This window comes from Corallococcus macrosporus DSM 14697, from assembly GCF_002305895.1.
GTDB lineage: Bacteria > Myxococcota > Myxococcia > Myxococcales > Myxococcaceae > Myxococcus > Myxococcus macrosporus.
In genome coordinates this window covers 3,559,562-3,577,680 of sequence record NZ_CP022203.1, presented here as the reverse complement: position 1 = coordinate 3,577,680, position 18,119 = coordinate 3,559,562, and the positions used below count along the sequence as shown (strand labels likewise).

Sequence of the window (18,119 nt, the reverse complement as noted above, 5' to 3'; positions counted from 1 at the left end):
CTGAGACAGGCCCGCACTGTTCACCCGTGGCGCTCCGCCTGCCCCCGGGTCGCAGCCGTGCGGGCTTTCGTCCTTTCTCGGTTTCCCTCACTTTCGTAGCCACACGAGGAGGGGCGCGTCCGTGGAGCGCCGTCTCCCAGCGCGGGGGTGGCCATGATTGCGTTCGAGGTCGAGCGGGGAGCGCCTGAGCCTTTGACGGAGCTGGCTCGGCGGCTGAGCCGCGCGGAGGAGAAGGACCGCGCGCGGGGCATGTTCTTCCTGGGGGCGCTCGACGTGGTGCGCCGGGAGGCGGGCGAGGCGGCCGCGGCGCGCTGCCTGGCGGCGTCACGCGAGCGCGCCTTCGTGCCCTTCTTCCTGTACCCCATCACCAGCTTCCTGCGGCTGTCGTACAGCGCCGCGGGGCTCCTGGCGCCGCGGCTGGGCGGCTTCGAGGCGGCCATGCGGACCATGGGCGCCCGGTCCGCGCAGGACTTCCTGGGCACCGTCGTGGGCCGCAGCTTCCTGGCGCTGTCCGGCGGCTGCCCGCGCCGGCTCGTCAGCAACCTGCCGTCCGGCTACAGCACCGCCGTGAGCTACGGCGAGCGGGACGTGGAGTGGCTGGCCGAGCGCCAGGGCCGGCTCAGCATGTTCCGGGACTTCATGCCGCACAGCTACCACGAGGGCGTGCTGCGGGCCGCGCTGGCGGCCGTTGGCGCCCGCGACGCGAACATCCACGGGCGCGCCACGGGCCTGCTGGACGGCGAGTACGAGGTGTCCTGGAGCTAGAGGGCGGCCTCGGCCGCGGGGCAGCCGGCGGGGAGGCAGAGGGTGAAGACGCTGCCCTCCCCTTCCCGGCTCTCCACGCGCAGGGTGCCGCCATGCTGCCGCACCGTGCTGGCCACCACCGACAGGCCCAGGCCCGTGCCCGCGGGCTTCGTGGTGAACAGGGGCTCGAAGATGCGCTCCTGCATCGCCTCCGGGATGCCCATGCCGTTGTCGGACACCCGGATGACGAACGCGCCGCCACCGCCGCCCTCCGCGCTCACCTCCACCCGCCCCAGGCGCCCCTCCGGCATGGCCTCCACCGCGTTCTGCACCAGGTTGATGAGCACCTTGCGCAAGAGCTCCCGGTCCACCCACGGCGAGTCCAGGGACACGGGCACGCTGTTCTGGATGCGCACCCCCTCGCGGCCCGGCACCACGTCCAGCACCTCCTCCATCAACGCGTGCAGCGAGCACGGCCGCAGCTCCAGCGGGCGCTCGCGGGCGAAGTCCAGCAGCTCGGAGGAGATGCGCGAGCACACCGCCAGCTCGCGCTCGATGATTTCCAGGAAGCGCTGGAGGCGCTGGTCCGCCAGCGTCACGTCCAGCTTGCGCAGGTGACGGACGACCACGGCGTTGGCGGTGCGGGCCGCGGCCAGCGGGTTGCGCAGCTCGTGGCTCACCGTGGCCGTCATCCGCCCCACCGCCGCCAGCTTCTCCACCCGCGCCGCCTGCTCGCGGTAGGCGCTCAGCTCCCGGCGCACGCGCGCCAGCGCGTGCTCGTGGTCCACCCGCTCGTTCGCGTAAGCGCCCTCCAACAGCACCTGCTGCACCGCCACGCGCCGCATCTCCCCCAGCGTCTCGCGGCACGCAATCACCAGCACCCCGTTGACGAACACCATCCAGAAGGAGTGCTCCAGGAAGCGCCACCACGCGGGGTTCGCCACGCCGAAGATGGACTCCGGCCACCAGATGCCCCGCAGGCAGTGCTCCAGCACCGCCGTGACGGTGGCCGTCGCCATCACCGCGGGGTCCCGGTAGAAGGCCAGGAAGGCCAGCGAGCCGAACACGTAGAAGTGCGTTTCGATGCGGCCGCCCGTCAGGTGGATGAAGAGCGCGGCCCAGAGCATCTGCGCCACCGCCACCGCGTGCCGGGTGATGACGTCCCCGGGCCGCAGGCGCACCAGCACCAGCGGGAAGGCGGACAGCAGCCCCCCCAGCACCACCGCCACATGCAGATGCGGGTGCCCGCCCCGCGACGTCCCCTGCCAGGCGAAGGGCGACAGCACCGCCGCCACCGCGATGGCGACCAGCCACTGACCCACCATCAATACGGCGAAGCGCGAGTCCACCCGCCGCCGCACCGCCTCCAGGTGCTCGCCGAGCAGCGCGTCCACCCGGCGCTCGAGCGCGTTGTCCTCACGCGCAGGCGCCATGCCATCGGAAGTCTCCGCTGACACGGTAGTCTCCGCACGCAGGTCCTCCACGCGTGTATGGCCGAATCGCCCCCGAAGCACAGGCGCGCCCACATCCTGGTCAATCATTGCGTGACTCACCCCGGCCATACCGGCCCCCCCGGATGAGTCGCCATCCTAACCCCTCACATACCCCTGGCAATCCAAACTTGTCGGAATAAGCAGATTGTTCCGACAGAAACATGCAACTTGCCCTCGGGGCTCGTTGATGACGGGGTGAAACACACCGTCACACCGGCGGTCCATCCACAGGGATTGAACAAGCGTTGAACAGCACCGCATGTGTCAGGGGGTGGGCATGGTGACCCGCATCATCTGTGCCGCGGGCGACATGGACACACGCACGGGCGGCCCCCTCGCGGGCGAGGGCGCCCCACGTCCGACACCTGCGTACCCGTGACGGGCGCCACGCACCCACAGACCTGGCAGGTCCCAGGCACGGCGCTGGCGAAGCGCGCGGACTCCCGCGGCGTCAGAGGCCGCACCAGGGACGGCGTGGCCGGTGTCTCCGCCGAAGCCCTGGGCCCGAAGGTGGCGCGCGAGGCCGCCGCGCTGGGTCCTTGCGCCGCGGGCCGGGTACCGAAGCGCCAGGTCCACACGAGGCCCTGGTGACGGGGGCGTCCCGCCCCCAGCCCTCACCTCACGGCGGCCTTGAGCAGCTTCTGTAACATGGGCTGTAGCAGCTCACGCCCGCGCAACCCCTCACGCCACCGGGCAGGGATGTCATTGACGCCGTGGATGAGCCCGGCGAGGCCTCCCGCCACCGCCGCGGTGGTGTCGGTGTCGCGGCCCAGGCGCACCGCGGCCTTCACCACCTGTTCGTAGGTGCCGTGCTCAACCACGCACTGGCGCGCGGAGCGGAGGCAATCCACGACATAGCCCGTGCCGGTGCCGCGAACCGTCTCCCAGCCCGGCGGCAGGACGTGGGTGTCCAGCTCGGTCCGGGCCTCGAAGCCCTCGGGATGCAGCGTGCGGAAGGTCGCCACGGCGTCCGTCCACCCCTCCGAGGCGCCAGCGCCCTCGAGGAGGCGACGGGCCCACAGGCAATACACCGCGCAGCACACCTGGGAGCGCAGGTGCCCGTGCGTGACGCGCGACTGGGTCATCGCGTCCGAGGCCAGCTTCGCGTCCGGGCCGGAATGCCAGAGCGCCAGCGGCAACACGCGCATCAGCGAACCATTGCCGTTGTCGCGCTCGCCCTTGGGGCCGGCCATCAACGCGGGCGTCCCCGCGTGCACGGTGGCCAGGGCGAGCCGGGTCTGGATGCCCACGTCGAAGACCTGGCCGTCCACCGCGAGGTAGCCCCACTCCAGCCAGTTCACCAGCCGGCGGCCCAGGTCCTCCGGGTCCAGCCGTCCGTTGTAGAGCAAGGAGTCCAGCAGGCACAGCGCGTGCGCGCCGTCATCCGACCAGGTGCCCGGCGGCACGCCGTCATGCGCGCGGTGGAAGCCCGCGGGAGGCTGGAAGTCGAGGTGCTCGGGTGGAGGAAGCTGCTCCGGCGCGTGGAACTCGTAGGGCACGCCCAGCGCATCCCCCACCAGCAGCCCGTAGATGCCGCCTTCCATCCGCTCCGCGCGACTCACCATGGCGTTTGCCTCCCCCATGCGCCGCCACGCTAGGCCAGGGCCCATGGCCCGTACAGCGGACGCGCGCCGGGAAACGACTGGCGGTCCGTGCAGACGCAACGAAATTGCGCCTGCGGACCGGAGCATGCAGGCTCCCCGGGTCCACCGGGCCACGCAGCGCCCCCTCTCCCAGGAGCCCCCATGTCCGCCGTGTCGCCGCTCGCACAACCCGAGGCCTGGAACCTCGTGGCGCCGGAGTACGTGCGCGAGCTGGTTGCCCCGTTCGAGACCTTCTCCCGGGACGCCCTCCTCCGCGCGGGGGTGGCGTCGGGGACGCGCGTGGTGGACGTCGCCGCCGGGCCGGGCACGCTCGCGCTGCTCGCCGCGCGAGAAGGCGCCCGCGTCACGGCGGTGGACTTCTCCGCGGAGATGATTGCCGCCCTGCGCGCCCGGGCCACCGAGGCGCGGCTCGACATCGACGCCCTGGAGGGTGACGGCATGGCGCTGCCCTTCGAGGACGGCGCGTTCGACGCGGCCTTCTCCATGTTCGGCCTGATCTTCTTCCCGGACCGGGCCCGAGGCTTCCAGGAGCTGCACCGGGTGCTGAGGCCCGGGGGGCGGGCCGTCGTGTCCAGTTGGCCGCCTTTCGACCGCTCCCGGGAGATGCGCGCCGTGTACACGCGACTCTGGGAGAAGCTGGGCGTGACGCCGGCCCAGCTCAACGCCGGGCCCATGTCCGACCCGGACACCTGTCAGCGGGAGATGGCCAGCGCGGGCTTCGTGAAGGTCACGGTGCACGAGGTGCAGGCCCACCTCGACTACCCCTCCACCGCGGTCATGGTGGACGCCACCACCCGCTCCAGCGCCCCGGCCGTGCTGGCGCGCCGGGCGCTGGGCGCGCAGTGGGAGCCGCTGTTCTGGTCCATGCACGAGCACGCCCAGGCGGAGCTGGGGGCGGGGCCCCAGCGCGTCACCCTCACGGCCTACCTGACGACGGGCGCCAGGCCGTAGCGCACGGCCGCGTCGAGCGTGTTGCGCATCAGCATGGCGATGGTCATGGGCCCCACGCCGCCGGGCACGGGGGTGATGAACGACGCGCGCTCGGCGGCCGCCGCGAACTCCACGTCGCCCACCAGCTTGCCGTCCGGCTTGCGGTTCATCCCCACGTCAATCACCACCGCGCCGGGCTTGAGCCACGCGCCCTTCACCAGCTCCGCCACGCCCACCGCCACCACCAGGATGTCCGCGCCCTCCACCTCCCGGCGCAGGTCGCTCTTGCTGTGGCAGACGGTGACGGTGGCGTTCCTCTGGAGCAGCATCAACGCCATGGGCTTGCCCACGATGTTGCTGCGCCCCACCACCACGGCCCGCTGGCCCGCGGGCTCCACGCCCACCTCCTCCAGCAGCCGCATCACGCCATGGGGCGTGCAGGCCCGGGTAGCGGGCCGGCCCAGCAGCAGGTTGCCGGCGTTGAGCGGGTGGAAGCCGTCCACGTCCTTCTCCGGCTTCACGGCGGCGATGATGACGTCCGGGTCGAGGTGCCTGGGCAGGGGGAGCTGCACCAGGATGCCGTGCACCGCCGGGTCCTGGTTGAGCTGGTGGATGAGGGCCAGCAGCGCGTCCTGGGTGATGTCCGCGTCCGGGTGGTGCTCCCAGGAGTGGAAGCCCACCTCCTCGGCGGCCTTCTTCTTCCCGTTGACGTAGACCTTGGAGGCGGGGTCCTCCCCCACGCGCACCACGGCCAGGCCCGGCGTCAGGCCGCGCTCGCGCTTGAGCCGGTCCACCTCCGCCTTGACCTCCGCCCTCACGCGCGCCGCCACGGCCTTGCCATCAATCAACTGGGCATTCACGCGAGGCACTCTATGCCAAACTCCTCCGCCGGGAAGGGAGCCGGAGCTCACTGATGGGCGCAGGAACAGTGCTGGGCGCGATGCTGGGGTTGATGGCGGGGCTGCTGGTGGGCAGCCCCTGGGCCATCGTCCTGCTGCTCATCGCGGGCGGCTTCGCGGGGCGCTACTACGACGCGCAGAACGCCCCGCCACCCGAGGACCCGGAGGCCCTGTCCGACTTCTCCCCCGTCCCCCATGCGGCCTCCTTCGACGCCACGTCGGTGGAGGCGCTCGCGCCCCGGGACGAGGAACCCTACGAGCAGCTCGCCAGTGACTTGTGCGCCGTGTTCGTGGAGGTGGCCCACGCCGACGGCGAGGTCCGCCGCGACGAGGTGCGCGTGGTGCGGCGCTACTTCCAGACGGCGCTGGGCTACGGCCCCGAGGCCCTGGACGTCGTCCGGAGCCACCTCAAGCGCTTCCTGGCCCACCCACCCGACCTGGACGCCGCCGTCGACGCCTGCCACGCCCAGCTCCCTGCCGCCGAGCGGCACCGGCTGCTGGACACGCTCTACGAGCTGGCCCTGGCGGACGGCGGCATGCAGCGCTCCGAACGGGAGGTGCTCCGCCGCGTCGCCGAGGGCCTGGGCCTCTCCGAGGCGGACGAGCAGGCCATCATCGCCCAGCACCTGGGCGCGGGGGATGCGCACTACACCGCGCTGGGCCTGACGCCCGACGCCACGGACGTCGAGGTGAAGCGCGCCTTCCGGCAGCTCGCCGCGGAGCTCCACCCCGACAAGTCCGCCCACCTCGGCCGTCAGGCCGCCGAGCAGGCCGCCCGCCGCTTCCAGGAGATTCGCGACGCGTATGAGGAGCTTCGACGCCTGCGCGGCCTGTAGCGCCGGATTACATCCCCCAGAGTCGCCCAAGACGAGGACGCACCGCCCGCCATGAGTCAGCAGCGCAACGGCCCCAAGAAGAAGGAAGCGGCTTTCAGCAACAACCCCTTCAAGTCCGCCATCCAGGGCATCAAGGACCAGGAGAAGAAGGAGGCGCAGGAGAAGGCGTCGGCGGAGGCCGCGAAGCGCAAGGCCGCGGTGGCGCCGCCCCGGGCCGCGAAGGCGCCGAAGGTCCGCGAGGAGGATGACGCCGCCCTCTTCTACTCCGCCATGGACGGCGTGCAGCAGCTCACCAACCGGGGGGAGGCCCCGACGCCCAACCCGAAGCTGCCGGCAATCATCGACGAGAACGCGGAGGCGCTCGCGCAGCTCTCCGAGCTGGTCGCCGGCCAGGGCGACTTCGACGTCTCCGGCACGGACGAGTTCATCGAAGGCGCGGGCCCCGGCATCGACCGGAACCTGCTGCGCGCGCTGCGCCGGGGTGACTTCACCGTCCAGGGGCAGTTGGACCTGCACGGCAAGACGCAGGTGGAGGCGCGCGACGCGCTGGAGCGTTTCCTGAGCGACAGCCGCCGCGCGAAGCAGCGCTGCGTGCTCGTGGTGCACGGACGCGGTTTGAATTCCAAGGACCAGATTCCCGTGCTGAAGGAGCGGCTCAAGGGCTGGCTGTCGGAGAAGCGGATTGGGCGGATGGTGCTGGCGTTCGCTACCGCACGCCCCCAGGACGGGGGCACCGGCGCGGTCTACGTGCTGCTCCGGCGGTAGTCTTTACGCGCGCCCGGCACTGTGCATACATGCCGTCATGGCACGCGATCTGATCGACCTGCATATCCACGTGGGTGGCGCTGTGGCGCCCCACATCCTCTGGTCCATCGCCCACCAGCAGGGCTTCAAGCTCCCGGTGAAGAACTACTTCGACTTCGTGGAGCTCATCACCTCCCGTCCGGGCAAGGTGGGAAGCCTGGACGACTACCTGAAGATCCTCCACACCTGGACGGAGAAGATCCAGTCCTCGCCCAGCGCCATCGAGCGCTCCGTCTACGAGGTCATCGGCAAGGAGTACCGCGGCAGCCGCGTGACGCAGATGGAGCTGCGCTTCAACCCGATGAAGCGCAACCTGAACTCGGAGCTGGACCTGGACCACATCATCCACGCCGCGCTGCGCGGCATGGACCGCGCGGTGCTGGAGTACGGCGTGAAGATGGGCCTCATCTTCTGCCTGGCCCGTGAGTTCGACCACCGGCTCAACAGCATCATCGTGGACAAGGCCATCAAGTACCGCACCCGCGGCGTGTACGGCATCGACCTGGCCGGCACGGAGACGAACGCCATGGAGCTCAAGCCGGAGGTCGTCACCCAGTACGAGGAGCTCTTCTCGCGGGCGCGCCGCGCCGGGCTCAAGTGCACGGTGCACACCGGCGAGACGCGCGGCACCGGCGCCGAGGGCGTCATGGCCGTGGTGGACAAGCTCCAGCCGCACCGCATCGGCCACGGCATCCGCGCCGCCTACGACGAGCACGCGATGAAGGTGCTGCGCGAGCGCGACATCGTCCTGGAGCTGTGCCCCACGTCCAACCTGCACACCAAGGCCGTGGAGGGCGTGGAGGAGCTGCGCCACATCGTCCGCACCTTCTGGGACCGCAAGGTGAAGTTCACCATCAACACGGACGGCCCCTACCTGCTGGAGACGGACATGCGGCGGGAGATCGACATCATCGAGCAGAACGGCATCCTCACGCCCGAGCAGGTGGACCAGACGCTCGCCTGGGCCCGTGAGGCCTCGTTCATCCCCGCCTGAGCCCGCGCCATGTACGGACTCACCCGCTCGCTCCTCTTCCAACTCTCCGCGGAGCGCGCGCACCGGCTCGGCATGGCGGGGCTCCACTACCTGGGCCGCTCACGGGACTTGTGCGAGTCCCTGCGTGAGAAGGCCCTGGAGGGCGCCCCGCCCGGCCTGGCCGTGGAGGTGGCCGGCCTGCGCTTCGCCCACCCCGTGGCGCTGGCCGCGGGCCTGGACAAGGACGCGGAGGCGGTGGACGGCCTCTTCGCCTGCGGATTCTCCGCGGTGGAGATTGGCACCCTCACGCCCCGGCCCCAGCCCGGCAACCCCAGCCCCCGCCTGTTCCGCCTGCCGGAGCACCGGGCGCTCATCAACCGCATGGGCTTCAACAACCACGGCGCCGCTCGCGCCGCGGCCCGCCTGCGGGTGCAGACGTGGCGCCCCGGCCCGCTGGGCGTCAACATCGGCAAGAACAAGGACACGCCGCTGGAGCAGGCGGTGGAGGACTACGTGGCCTGCGTGGACGCGCTGGCGCCGCTGGGCGACTACGTGGTGGTCAACGCCTCGTCCCCCAACACGCCGGGCCTGCGCAAGCTCCAGGAGCCCGAGCAGCTGAGCCAGCTCTTGAGCGCGGTGCAGGAGCGCCTGGCCACCGTGGCCCCGGGCAAGCCGCTGTTCCTCAAGATTGCCCCGGACCTGGCCCCCGAGGCCGTGGACGAGGTGGTGGACGTGGCGCGGGCCCAGCAGCTCGCGGGCCTCATCGCCACCAACACCACCCTCGCCCGCCCCTTCGAGCATCCGCTGGCGAAGGAGGCCGGCGGCCTGTCCGGCGCGCCGGTGCGCGAGCCCGCCAACGCCGTCATCCGCCGCGCGTACCTGCGCGGCGGGGGCGCGCTGCCCATCATCGGCGTGGGCGGCGTCTTCACCGCCCAGGACGTCTACGAGAAGCTGCGCGCGGGCGCGTCGGTGGTCCAGGTGTACACGGGCTTCATCTACGAGGGCCCGGGCATGGTGGGGAGCCTGCTCCCCGCCCTGGCCACCCTGCTCGCCCGAGACGGCTTCAAGCAGGTCCGCGAGGCCATTGGCGCCGAGCACCGCCAGCCCGGCGCGGCCACCTGACGCAACGCATCCATCCGCGGACAAAAAATGAGCGCTCGCCGGCGCCTTGGAGTTTCACCGGCGAGCGCCCCGGGCCCAGTGCTTGACGGGCCTCGAAAGCTATGGCTGCACGGAGAGCGAGCCGCCGACCGTGCTGACCTCCACCGCGTGGGTCCCCGCGCCGTACGTCTGCTCGCGGCCGCCCAACCTCGCGGGACTGTCGTTGAAACGACCACCGACAGTATTGAATTCCAATCTCACATCCGCCCGGGCCGGCAGCTTCAGCCGGACATCCCCATTCACCGTGGACACAGAAGTAGTCACGACCTTCCGCGGTGCCAATGCCACGGCGCCATTCACCGTGCTGACGTCCAGCCGCTCCTCCGAGCCGCTCACTTCCACACGCCCGCTGACCGTCGCCAGCGTCTGCGCCCCCGCCACACCCGTCACCGTCACCGGGCCGCCCACCGTCGCCACTTCCAGACGCGCGCCCCGCGGGACCTTCACCGAGAACCGCACCGCGCCCGGACTCCGACGGCAGACCTGCACGTCTTCTTCACAGGGCCCGCAACAAACCCGCGCCCGGATGACGTCCCCTTCTTGGACGACTTCCACTTCCACTTCGTTCCGGGAATTCTTCCCGCCTTCCCGAACAACCTCGAATACCACGCCATTCCCGTCTACCGCATCTACGCGTACCACGCCATCAACATTGGCGATGTGAACTTCTGGCGTACCGTCCGTGTTGAAGTTCCACGTCTGGGTGGACGGCGCGGCGGCGAGGACAAGCAGCAAGGGCAGGACCATGTGCGGGCTCCGGAAGGAGGGGATACGCACCCTTCCCTACGCCCCGGTCCCGCCCTCATTGCGGCCCGTGGAGACGAAGTATCCACGGGGCTCTGACATGGCTCAGGCGTCCGTGCCCCGGGCGATCCGCTGGTACAGCGCGTCGTGGCGCCGGACCATCTTCTCCAGGGACAGCTCGCGCGCCACGAAGTCCCGCGCCGCCTGCCCCATCTCCCTCGCCTTCTCAGGGTTCGAGAGGAGCTGACGGAAGGCCTGGGCGAGCTGTGCGGGGCGCTCGGGGTCCACCACGAGGCCGCGTTCGCCGTCGCGGACCAGGTCGGTGTTGCCGCCCACGCGCGTGACGACCATGGGGAGCCCGGCGGCCATGCCCTCCATCACCGCGTTGGACATGCCCTCGGCGGTGGAGCAGAGGACGCCGAACGTCGCGCGGGCGTAGATGGCGGGCACGTCCGTGCGGTGCCGCAGGAAGTGCACGGTGTCCGACACGCCCAGCTCACCGGCCAGCTTCTCCAGGCCGGGCCGGCGCGGGCCGTCTCCCACCAGGAAGGCGTGCAGGCGGAGGCCGGCGTGGCGGAGCTGGGCCAGGGCCAGCAGCAGGTCCTCCTGCCGCTTCACCGGGTGGTTCATGTTGGCCACGTGGACCACGACGGGCGCGTCCCCCGTGTCGGGGAGCGGGCCGCGCAGCCCCTCGCGCCTGCGGGCCTCGAAGCGCGGCAGGTCCAGGCCGTTGTGGATGACGGAGACGCGCGAGGGCGGCAGGCCCTCCTCGGTGATGAGCTGGTGGCGGATGGCCTCCGCGTTGCCAACCACATGGTCCGCCATGCGGCAGAGCTGGGACTGCACCGCGCGCCGCGCCCGCCCCTGCCAGTGCGCCAGGTCCAGCCGCCCCACGATGACCTTGGTGCCCGCGAGCTTCGCCGCCGGCACGGCCACCATCGTGGAGTAGAAGTCATGCACGTGCACCAGCTCCACGCGGTTGGCCCGGAGCCAGCGCGCCATGCGGTACACCTGATACGCGGTGTTCGGCTGCACCACGGAGCCCTTGAGCGGGAAGGCCGCGGGCGCGTGGCCCAGCTTCCACACCGCGCCAATCAGCGGCCCCGAGTCATCCAGCACCGACACCTGCAACCGGTAGCTGGCGGGCAGTCCCCGCAGCAGCTCCAGCACCTGCACCTCGGTCCCTCCAATGTGGAAAGACCGGGTGAACTGAACCAGGCGGAGGGGCTCCTGCCCCATCCGCGCCTCCTCACGCCGCATGTCCGGACCCCTCCCACGTCGCCACCACCGGCTCCCGCGGAGCCGGAACCCGTTGCATGTCCGCCGCCTCTGACGCGCGCGCCACCCGGTGCGCCGCCGCCGCCAGGCCGAAGAGGACGTAGCAGTGCGCGGACAGGATGTAGCCGGAGAACAAGTCACACACGAGGTAGCCCACCACCGACGCGGACAAGGCCCGCGCCAGCCACCCCACCTCCTTGTCCCGCGAGGCCTGGAAGGCGCCGCCCGCCGCGCCCCCCGTGAACACCATGAAGAACAGCAGGCCCACCCAGCCCAGCTCGCCAATGACGTCCAGGAAGATGTTGTGGGCCACGTACGCGCGGCGCGCCTCGGGCGGCGCGTACATGGGCCACGCGTAGCGGAAGCCGCCCGCGCCCACGCCCAGCAGCGGCTTGTCCAGGCTCATGCGGCTGGCCACCTGCCACGCGTAGACGCGGCCCATGGCGGACGCGTCCTCGTGGAACTCGGCCACTGTCTCATTGCGCTGCCAGAAGCTCTGCGGCGCGAACACGAGCAGGCCCAGCACGAAGAGCGAGCCCACGACAATCGCCTGGATGCGCCGCTTCTCGCGGATGGCCCACAGCCCCATGGCCGCCGACAGCCCGATGAAGCCGCCGCGCGAGTGCGAGACGACGATGGCCGCCACCGCGAGCACCGCCGCCGTCAGGCACGCCAGCCGCCACAGCCAGCCGCTGCCCTTGCGCGCCACGAAGGCCACCGCCAGCGGCACCACCAGCGCCAGGTTCATGGCCATGTGGTTCGGGTCCGCGTAGACGCCCACCCAGCGCGCGCGGAAGCCCTCCACCAGGTCCTCGCCCACCAGGTACCAGTTGAGGGCGCCCACGGACGTCACCACCGACGCCAGCACCATGGCCCCGCACACCACCGCCAGGCGGCGGCCCGTGGTGATGACGTTGACGAAGGTGATGTAGATGGCCGTCAGCTTCAGCAGCTCGATGCCCGTGAAGGACGTCACCTCCGGGTTGACGGACCAGCCGATGGACGCCAGCGCCAGCGTGGAGAAGGCGATGAGGGCCATGCCACGCGAGCCGTCCACGTAGAGCGGCTCCGCCCGGCCCAGCCGGCGAATCACCATGAGCCCCGCCGCCAACCCCGACGTCACCAACGCGAGGCGCAGCGGCGCCAGCGCCGGAATCCATTCACCCGGCGCCGCGTACATCACCGCCGCGAAAGCGGTCAGCGCATAGAAGGCCCACACGTCACGGCGCTGCCCCTGCTCTCCCAGCACCATTCACTCCACCTCCCGGCAGTTGCGTCGCGCACCAATACGCGTGCCTGGGCGAAAGCAGAGGACATGCCAGGGGCCCTGTCGGGCAAAGCCCTGAATCTTCTAGAACGGGGCGGCCGCTCGACCCCCGAGCACCACCCCAGCCTGAAATTCCTACGGGACGGGGCTGCTCTCCATCGGAAGGATCGCCGAGGCCACCGGCTCCAGCCGGCCGTCCTGGAGCCACGGCGTGCCCAGCTCCTCCAACAGCCGCGACAGCGTCAGGCCCACCAGGCGCCGCAACTCCGCGTGCGCCTCCGGAGCCACCGCCGGCTCCAGGCCCTTGAGGGCGCGCTCGGCCGCGGACGCGCGCAGGCGCGGGGCCTCCGGGCCGCCCTCGAACAGGCGCTGCCCCAGCTCCACCACGCGCCCCAGCGGCACGGGCCGCGCGTCCGCGCGCTCCTCCAGCACCGCCATGGCCACCACCGCGGCGAGGAGGCGCTCCAGGCCCAGCGTCTCCAGGGACACGCCGAAGCGGGCCAGGGCCTCGCGCGCGGCGTCCTCCGCGCCGCCCAGCACGCCGCGGAACAGCGCCACCTGGGCCTCCGCGCGGGCCAGCAGCGCCTCGCTGGCGGCCAGCTCGCGACGGGAGCGGAACGGCACCGGCTCCGCGCCCTCCACCCGCAGCGCCCGCCGGGGCCGCTTCTGGCGCAGCGCGGAGAGGGCGGCGGCCTCCTCGGGCAGCACCATCCACACGCCGTCCAGCACCGCGCCCGGCGCCTTCGCCAGCCGGTCCGCGCGGAACTTGAGCTGGAGCGTGAGCGAGAAGCCCGTCTGGAAGACGCGCCGCAGCGGCGTGTCGCGCAGCACGTCCGTGGCGCGCTCCGGGTCCGCGCCCGTCAGGTGCTCCAGCCCCAGTGACAGGTAGTCCCGCACCGTCTCGCTCGCCCGGCGGATGGCGTCCAGGTCGCCCGGGTCCGCCAGGTCCGCCACCAGCGCGGCGCTGGCCACGTCGCGCAGCTCGTCCTCCGCGTTCACCGACTCCACCGGCGTCAGGCCGCGGAAGGCCGCCTCCAGGTAGTCCACGTGGCCGGTGGTGGGCGCCAGCCCCGGCTTGGCGGCGGCGGCGGGCGCGGGCGGCACGTCCACGCGGCTGAAGAGGGACACCGCCTCCTCCAGCGACGGGAAGCCCATGTCCTGGAGCCGGCCGCGGCGGAACTGATACGCCGTCTCCTCCAGCTCGCTGGGAATCTCCCAGCGCACGGCCTCCAGCAGGCGCACGGCCTCGAAGGGGTTCTCCGCGATGAGGTCGTTGAGGAGCGTGCGGACGGCGGACATCTCCACGCCCTCCACCTTGATTTCGACGAGGTAGCGCCCCTCGGGCGTCTCCATCGTCACGCCCGGCGGGTTGACGTCCGGGTTCTCCTCCAGGTCGTGCACCTCGATGAACTCGCGCAGGAGGATTTCGAGCACCTCCAAATCCAACGCGTGCAGCTTGCGCAGGAACTCCGCCGAGTCCTCCACCCCGCCGCGCGCGGCGCGCAGCCAGGTGAGGACGGCGTGGGCGTCCAGCGCGTCGCGCTTCCAGCCGCCCAGGTCCACGAAGGCGCGGAACTGGCCGGGCGAGCTGAGCTGCACCAGCTCCGTCGAGTCCACCAGGCCCAGCTCCTGGATGGTGACGTAGAGGTCCTCGGCGGGCATCGAGCGCACCAGCGCGCGCGCCTCCGCGACATCCAGGAGGGCGTCCACCCGCTGACGCGGGGACAGCCTCATCAACCGCTGACGCAGCGCCCGGGGGGCGAGCTGCGCGTCGCTTCCATTTCCCTTGCCGTTCTCGGACACGGCGCGCTGCCTACCACAGCGCCCCCCGGCCCGGGAGCAGAACCCCACCGGGAGCGGCGGCTACCGGATGATGCCGGCGCCCGCTCAGACGCGGGTGGACTTGCCGAAGGTGTCCAGCAGCGCGCCCCAGACCTCGTCCACCCCCAGCTTCTCCGTGGAGGAGAACGGGAGGATGACCTCCAGGGGAAGGTCCATGGCCTTGGAGAGCTCCACCATGCGCGGCTTGCGCCGGGCCTTGGTGAGCCGGTCCACCTTGGTGGCCACCACCAGCACCCGGCGGTTGTGCGCCTGGAGGTAGTCCAGCGTCGCCAGGTCATCCGGCGTGGGGCCCACCTCCGAGTCGATGATGCTCACCACGGCCTCCAGGCGGTGCCGCTTCTCCAGGTAGGTGGTGATCATCTTCTCCCACTGGGCCTTGTCCGCCTTGCTGGCCTTCGCGAAGCCATAACCGGGCAGGTCCGCGAGGCGGATGGCGTGCCGCGTCCCGTCCCGCTCCAGGTCCACGTCGAAGAAGTTCAGCGTCCGGGTGCGCCCCGGCGTGTTGGACACGCGCACCAGCTTCTTGCGGCCGGTGAGCGCGTTGATCATGGAGGACTTGCCCACGTTGGAGCGGCCGACGAAGGCCACCTCCGCCGTGTGGTCCGTCGGGTAGCCCTTGGGCTCCACGGCGGTGGTGACGAAGCGGGCGTCGAGGAGCTTGATCACGACGTCATTTCTTGACCGACGGATCCTTGCCGGCGGCGCGGCGGGCGCGCTCGGCGGACCAGTGGTCGATGGCCTTGAGCGACTCCTTGAAGTCGAACGGCCGCAGGGAGGGCGAGGAGGCGTCGTGGCAGGAGCGGCACTGCTTCTCCGACGGGTCCACCAGCCCCACCAGACGCGCCAGCTCCGAGTCCTTCATCACGTACTCGGGCGAGTAGTACTGGCCGCCGCCGTGGCACGTCTCACAGGTGACATTCACCGTCGCCTGGGTGACCTGCTCCGGCGAGTGGCAGGACAGGCAGCGCCCATCCTTCTTCTGCTGCTCGGTGAGCGAGCTCTCCGCCCGGGCGTGCTTGGACTGCATCCAGGCGTCGTACGCCTCGGGGTGGCAGCCCTTGCAGCTATCCGGGCCTACGAAGTCGGCGCCCCCGGCCGCCCCAGCGGCGGCCATCACGAGAAGGGAGAGGATCCGGATGCCAGGAACGCGCATGGAGCCGGAGTAGCAGAGCCCCCCGGACGGGGCAAGGCGTCTCGTGGTTGAATGACCGGCAGAAACTTCCGTCGGGCATGGGGGATTGCTAGAGCCTTGCCCGCCCGCTCCATCAGGGAGGAGTCGTAATGCGCGTCCTGACCGTCCTCGCCGTCCTGGCCTTCGCCGTCCCCGCCGCCGCCAAGCCCTGGCAGGGCATCGAGCCGGGCGTGTCGAAGCGGGCCGAAATCCTCAAGAAGTTCGGTGAGCCGTCGCGCACCGTCAGGCAGGGCGACAAGGAGATCATCGCCTACCTGTCCAAGGAGGCCATCAAGGGCACCACCCAGGCCCAGTTCAAGGTGGACCCGCGGACGCAGGTGGTGGAGCGCATCGACGTGTTCCCCGGGCCCGTCATCGACAAGGAGACGGTGGAGAACAGCTACGGCCCCGCCTGCCCCTCCGGCGCGGCGCCCGCCACGCCGTGCTACCTGAAGAAGCTGACGGACGAGTTCCGCACCTACTTCCTCTACCCCCGCCTGGGCCTGGCCATCTTCTTCAACGAGGACGGCAAGACGGTCCAGTCATTGACGTTCACCACGCAGAAGGCCGCGAAGTAGGGCCCGGCCGTGCACGTCTTCGGACTGACGGGCGGCATCGCCTCCGGGAAGAGCACCGTCACGCGCATCCTCCGGGAGCTGGGCGCGGAGGTGCTGGACGCGGACGTGATTGCCCGCGAGGTGGTGGAGCCGGGCACGCCCGGGCTGGCGGCCGTCGCCGCGCGCTTCCCCGGCGTGGTGGGCCCGGACGGGCGGCTGGACCGGGCGAAGCTGGGCGCGCGCGTCTTCGCGGACCCCGCGGAGCGCGCCGCGCTCAACGACCTCACCCACCCGCTGGTGCGCCAGGCCTTCATGGAGAAGCTCCAGGCGCTGGAGGCGCGGGGCGTGACGCGCGCCATCTACGACGTGCCCCTGCTCGTCGAAAGCGGCATGCACACCTGGATGGAGGGCGTGGCGGTGGTGTGGGTGCCCCGCGAGCTGCAGAAGGCCCGGCTGATGTCCCGGGACGGGCTGGACTCCGCCGCCGCCGAGGCCCGGCTGGCCGCCCAGCTTCCGCTGGATGACAAGCGCGCCCATGCGACCTGGGTCATCGACAACAGTGGGGACCTGGCCGCCACCCGCGCCCAGGTGGAGGCGATGTGGCGCGCCATGCTCGCGCGCGGCTGAGCGCCGGGTATGCTGCGCGCCGCATGAGCGAGACGCGCAAGAAGGCCACGGCCGGGACGTACTTCCTCACCGGCTACCCGGGGTTCATCGGCAAGCGGCTGGTGGAGCACATCGCCCGCGAGGACCCCAAGGCGCACATCTACGCGCTGGTCCAGCCCAAGAACTTCAAGGAGGCGCAGCAGCACGCCGCGCGCGTGAAGGGCGCCAGGGTGGAGCTGCTCACCGGTGACGTGGTGGACATGCACCTGGGCCTGTCGGGCGAGGAGTACCAGCGCCTGTGCGAGCGGGTGACGGACATCTTCCACCTGGCCGCGGTGGCCCAGCTCGGCGTGGCCAAGGAGACGGCGTGGCGGGTGAACGTGGACGGCACCCGCAACATGCTGGAGCTGGCCCGGGACTGTGGGAACCTGGCGCGCTTCAACTACTTCTCCACCTGCTACGTGTCCGGCGACCGCGTGGGCGTCATCGCCGAGGACGAGCTGGACCGGGGCCAGGCCTTCCGCAACGCCTACGAGGAGACGAAGTTCCAGGCGGAGCGGCTGGTGCAGCGCGCGGGCGCCACGCTGCCCATCACCGTCTTCCGGCCCTCCAGCGTGGTGGGGGACTCCCGCACGGGCGAAATCGACCGCTTCGAGGGGCCCTACTACCTGGGCATCCTGCTGGTGACCTCACCGCTGGTGGTGCCCCTGCCCCTGCCGGGCAACGGCGTGGCGCCGCTGAACGTGGTGCCGGTGGACTTCGTGGTGGAGGCCGTGTGGCGCCTGTCCAAGGACCCGCGCGCCCAGGGCAACACCTTCCACCTGGTGGACCCCAACCCGATGAGCGCGCGCCGCGTGTACGAGCTCATCGCGGAGAAGTCGAACAAGAAGCTGCCGCGCTTCAACCTCTCCGCGCGGGCCGCGGACGTCATGCTGCGGCTGCCGCTGCTGGAGAAGCTGGCCCGCCCGCAGCGCGCCGCCATCAGCTACGTCAACCACCTGGCCATCTACAACTGCCACAACACGCTGGAGCTGCTGGACGGCACCGGCGTGCGGTGCCCTCCCCTGTCGTCCTATCTGGATCAGCTCGTGGCCTACGTGCGCGAGCAGTACCGCAAGCGCCGCGAGGGCTCGGACGAGGACGACCCGTTGGATTCGGGAATCGCGCAGGACGCCGAGGGTCGCTGAGTTCGCGGCGGCCAGCCGTGCTA

The 18,119-nt window shown here is 71.2% G+C and carries 18 protein-coding genes; 9 read left to right on the top strand and 9 right to left on the bottom strand.

The genetic code is table 11. The features are described 5' to 3' along the window. Positions 1-153: 153 nt before the first annotated feature. Positions 154-765 (top strand): TIGR02265 family protein, encoded by a 612-nt coding sequence (locus MYMAC_RS15020; RefSeq protein WP_095958597.1) that lies wholly within the window; start codon positions 154-156, stop codon positions 763-765. Here the strand turns inward: MYMAC_RS15020 and MYMAC_RS15015 are convergent. Beyond that, the gene (locus tag MYMAC_RS15015; protein WP_095958596.1) at positions 762-2,285 is read right to left on the bottom strand and encodes a sensor histidine kinase; all 1,524 of its coding nucleotides are present in this window, start codon (positions 2,283-2,285) and stop codon (positions 762-764) included. The two genes, MYMAC_RS15020 and MYMAC_RS15015, sit on opposite strands and share 4 nt — an antisense overlap. A 566-nt stretch (positions 2,286-2,851) precedes the next feature. Next, positions 2,852-3,802: an ADP-ribosylglycohydrolase family protein gene (locus MYMAC_RS15005; RefSeq protein WP_095958594.1), complete on the bottom strand. Its 951-nt coding sequence runs from the start codon at positions 3,800-3,802 to the stop codon at positions 2,852-2,854. A 180-nt stretch (positions 3,803-3,982) separates the two neighbouring features. Here MYMAC_RS15005 and MYMAC_RS15000 point away from each other — a divergent pair, with 180 nt between their 5' ends. Continuing rightward, positions 3,983-4,792, top strand: a complete 810-nt coding sequence (locus tag MYMAC_RS15000) for a class I SAM-dependent methyltransferase (RefSeq protein WP_095958593.1) — start codon at positions 3,983-3,985, stop codon at positions 4,790-4,792. Here MYMAC_RS15000 and folD read toward each other — a convergent pair. Beyond that, positions 4,765-5,631, bottom strand: a complete 867-nt coding sequence (folD, locus tag MYMAC_RS14995) for a bifunctional methylenetetrahydrofolate dehydrogenase/methenyltetrahydrofolate cyclohydrolase FolD (RefSeq protein WP_095958592.1) — start codon at positions 5,629-5,631, stop codon at positions 4,765-4,767. The genes MYMAC_RS15000 and folD overlap by 28 nt on opposite strands. Positions 5,632-5,684: 53 nt before the next feature. On the opposite strand from folD, the gene MYMAC_RS14990 reads away from it, so the two are divergent. Genes MYMAC_RS14990 through MYMAC_RS14975 form a run of 4 tightly spaced genes read left to right on the top strand, consistent with a single transcriptional unit; the run spans position 5,685 to position 9,405 of the window. Then, the gene (locus MYMAC_RS14990; protein ID WP_095958591.1) at positions 5,685-6,506 is read left to right on the top strand and encodes a TerB family tellurite resistance protein; all 822 of its coding nucleotides are present in this window, start codon (positions 5,685-5,687) and stop codon (positions 6,504-6,506) included. A gap of 51 nt (positions 6,507-6,557) precedes the next feature. Continuing rightward, positions 6,558-7,271, top strand: coding sequence for a Smr/MutS family protein (locus tag MYMAC_RS14985; protein ID WP_095958590.1), 714 nt, complete (start codon positions 6,558-6,560; stop codon positions 7,269-7,271). A 37-nt stretch (positions 7,272-7,308) separates the two neighbouring features. Then, positions 7,309-8,304, top strand: coding sequence for an amidohydrolase family protein (locus MYMAC_RS14980; RefSeq protein WP_013939603.1), 996 nt, complete (start codon positions 7,309-7,311; stop codon positions 8,302-8,304). A 9-nt stretch (positions 8,305-8,313) separates the two neighbouring features. Beyond that, positions 8,314-9,405: a quinone-dependent dihydroorotate dehydrogenase gene (locus MYMAC_RS14975; RefSeq protein ID WP_095958589.1), complete on the top strand. Its 1,092-nt coding sequence runs from the start codon at positions 8,314-8,316 to the stop codon at positions 9,403-9,405. A gap of 99 nt (positions 9,406-9,504) precedes the next feature. Here the strand turns inward: MYMAC_RS14975 and MYMAC_RS38380 are convergent, their stop codons facing one another. From MYMAC_RS38380 to MYMAC_RS14945, 6 genes are all read right to left on the bottom strand, one after another. Beyond that, complete coding sequence (locus MYMAC_RS38380) at positions 9,505-10,191, bottom strand: DUF4097 family beta strand repeat-containing protein (protein ID WP_275663287.1); 687 nt, start codon at positions 10,189-10,191, stop codon at positions 9,505-9,507. 102 nt (positions 10,192-10,293) lie between these two features. Continuing rightward, positions 10,294-11,448 (bottom strand): spore coat polysaccharide biosynthesis glycosyltransferase ExoK, encoded by a 1,155-nt coding sequence (gene exoK, locus MYMAC_RS14965; protein ID WP_095958587.1) that lies wholly within the window; start codon positions 11,446-11,448, stop codon positions 10,294-10,296. Next, positions 11,438-12,718 carry a spore coat polysaccharide polymerase ExoJ gene (exoJ, locus tag MYMAC_RS14960; RefSeq protein ID WP_095958586.1) on the bottom strand — a complete coding sequence of 427 codons (1,281 nt, stop codon included), beginning with the start codon at positions 12,716-12,718 and terminating at the stop codon, positions 11,438-11,440. The genes exoK and exoJ overlap by 11 nt, the downstream gene beginning before the upstream one ends. Positions 12,719-12,868: 150 nt before the next feature. After that, positions 12,869-14,536, bottom strand: a complete 1,668-nt coding sequence (locus MYMAC_RS14955) for a DUF6178 family protein (protein ID WP_275663286.1) — start codon at positions 14,534-14,536, stop codon at positions 12,869-12,871. A gap of 84 nt (positions 14,537-14,620) precedes the next feature. Beyond that, positions 14,621-15,241, bottom strand: a complete 621-nt coding sequence (gene yihA, locus MYMAC_RS14950) for a ribosome biogenesis GTP-binding protein YihA/YsxC (RefSeq protein WP_013939597.1) — start codon at positions 15,239-15,241, stop codon at positions 14,621-14,623. Between the two features lie 4 nt (positions 15,242-15,245). Beyond that, positions 15,246-15,689, bottom strand: coding sequence for a cytochrome c3 family protein (locus tag MYMAC_RS14945; RefSeq protein ID WP_239989627.1), 444 nt, complete (start codon positions 15,687-15,689; stop codon positions 15,246-15,248). A 167-nt stretch (positions 15,690-15,856) separates the two neighbouring features. Here MYMAC_RS14945 and MYMAC_RS14940 point away from each other — a divergent pair, with 167 nt between their 5' ends. The 3 genes from MYMAC_RS14940 to MYMAC_RS14930 are packed head-to-tail and all read left to right on the top strand — an operon-like array spanning position 15,857 to position 18,096. After that, on the top strand, positions 15,857-16,324 hold the full coding sequence (locus MYMAC_RS14940) for a hypothetical protein (protein WP_095958584.1): 468 nt from the start codon (positions 15,857-15,859) through the stop codon (positions 16,322-16,324). A 9-nt stretch (positions 16,325-16,333) separates the two neighbouring features. Then, positions 16,334-16,930, top strand: a complete 597-nt coding sequence (coaE, locus tag MYMAC_RS14935) for a dephospho-CoA kinase (protein WP_095958583.1) — start codon at positions 16,334-16,336, stop codon at positions 16,928-16,930. A 23-nt stretch (positions 16,931-16,953) separates the two neighbouring features. Then, positions 16,954-18,096, top strand: coding sequence for an SDR family oxidoreductase (locus MYMAC_RS14930; RefSeq protein WP_193364406.1), 1,143 nt, complete (start codon positions 16,954-16,956; stop codon positions 18,094-18,096). The last annotated feature ends 23 nt before the right edge of the window (positions 18,097-18,119 follow it).

Excerpts from the sequence above, each read along its gene's own strand:
- MYMAC_RS15020 (WP_095958597.1), top strand. The coding sequence starts at position 154 with ATGATTGCGTTCGAGGTCGAGCGGGGAGCGCCTGAGCCTTTGACGGAG.
- MYMAC_RS15015 (WP_095958596.1), bottom strand. The coding sequence starts at position 2,285 with ATGATTGACCAGGATGTGGGCGCGCCTGTGCTTCGGGGGCGATTCGGC.
- MYMAC_RS15005 (WP_095958594.1), bottom strand. The coding sequence starts at position 3,802 with ATGGTGAGTCGCGCGGAGCGGATGGAAGGCGGCATCTACGGGCTGCTG.
- MYMAC_RS15000 (WP_095958593.1), top strand. The coding sequence starts at position 3,983 with ATGTCCGCCGTGTCGCCGCTCGCACAACCCGAGGCCTGGAACCTCGTG.
- MYMAC_RS14990 (WP_095958591.1), top strand. The coding sequence starts at position 5,685 with ATGGGCGCAGGAACAGTGCTGGGCGCGATGCTGGGGTTGATGGCGGGG.
- MYMAC_RS14985 (WP_095958590.1), top strand. The coding sequence starts at position 6,558 with ATGAGTCAGCAGCGCAACGGCCCCAAGAAGAAGGAAGCGGCTTTCAGC.
- MYMAC_RS14980 (WP_013939603.1), top strand. The coding sequence starts at position 7,309 with ATGGCACGCGATCTGATCGACCTGCATATCCACGTGGGTGGCGCTGTG.
- MYMAC_RS14975 (WP_095958589.1), top strand. The coding sequence starts at position 8,314 with ATGTACGGACTCACCCGCTCGCTCCTCTTCCAACTCTCCGCGGAGCGC.
- MYMAC_RS38380 (WP_275663287.1), bottom strand. The coding sequence starts at position 10,191 with ATGGTCCTGCCCTTGCTGCTTGTCCTCGCCGCCGCGCCGTCCACCCAG.
- exoK (WP_095958587.1), bottom strand. The coding sequence starts at position 11,448 with ATGCGGCGTGAGGAGGCGCGGATGGGGCAGGAGCCCCTCCGCCTGGTT.
- exoJ (WP_095958586.1), bottom strand. The coding sequence starts at position 12,718 with ATGGTGCTGGGAGAGCAGGGGCAGCGCCGTGACGTGTGGGCCTTCTAT.
- MYMAC_RS14945 (WP_239989627.1), bottom strand. The coding sequence starts at position 15,689 with ATGGCCGCCGCTGGGGCGGCCGGGGGCGCCGACTTCGTAGGCCCGGAT.
- MYMAC_RS14940 (WP_095958584.1), top strand. The coding sequence starts at position 15,857 with ATGCGCGTCCTGACCGTCCTCGCCGTCCTGGCCTTCGCCGTCCCCGCC.
- MYMAC_RS14930 (WP_193364406.1), top strand. The coding sequence starts at position 16,954 with ATGAGCGAGACGCGCAAGAAGGCCACGGCCGGGACGTACTTCCTCACC.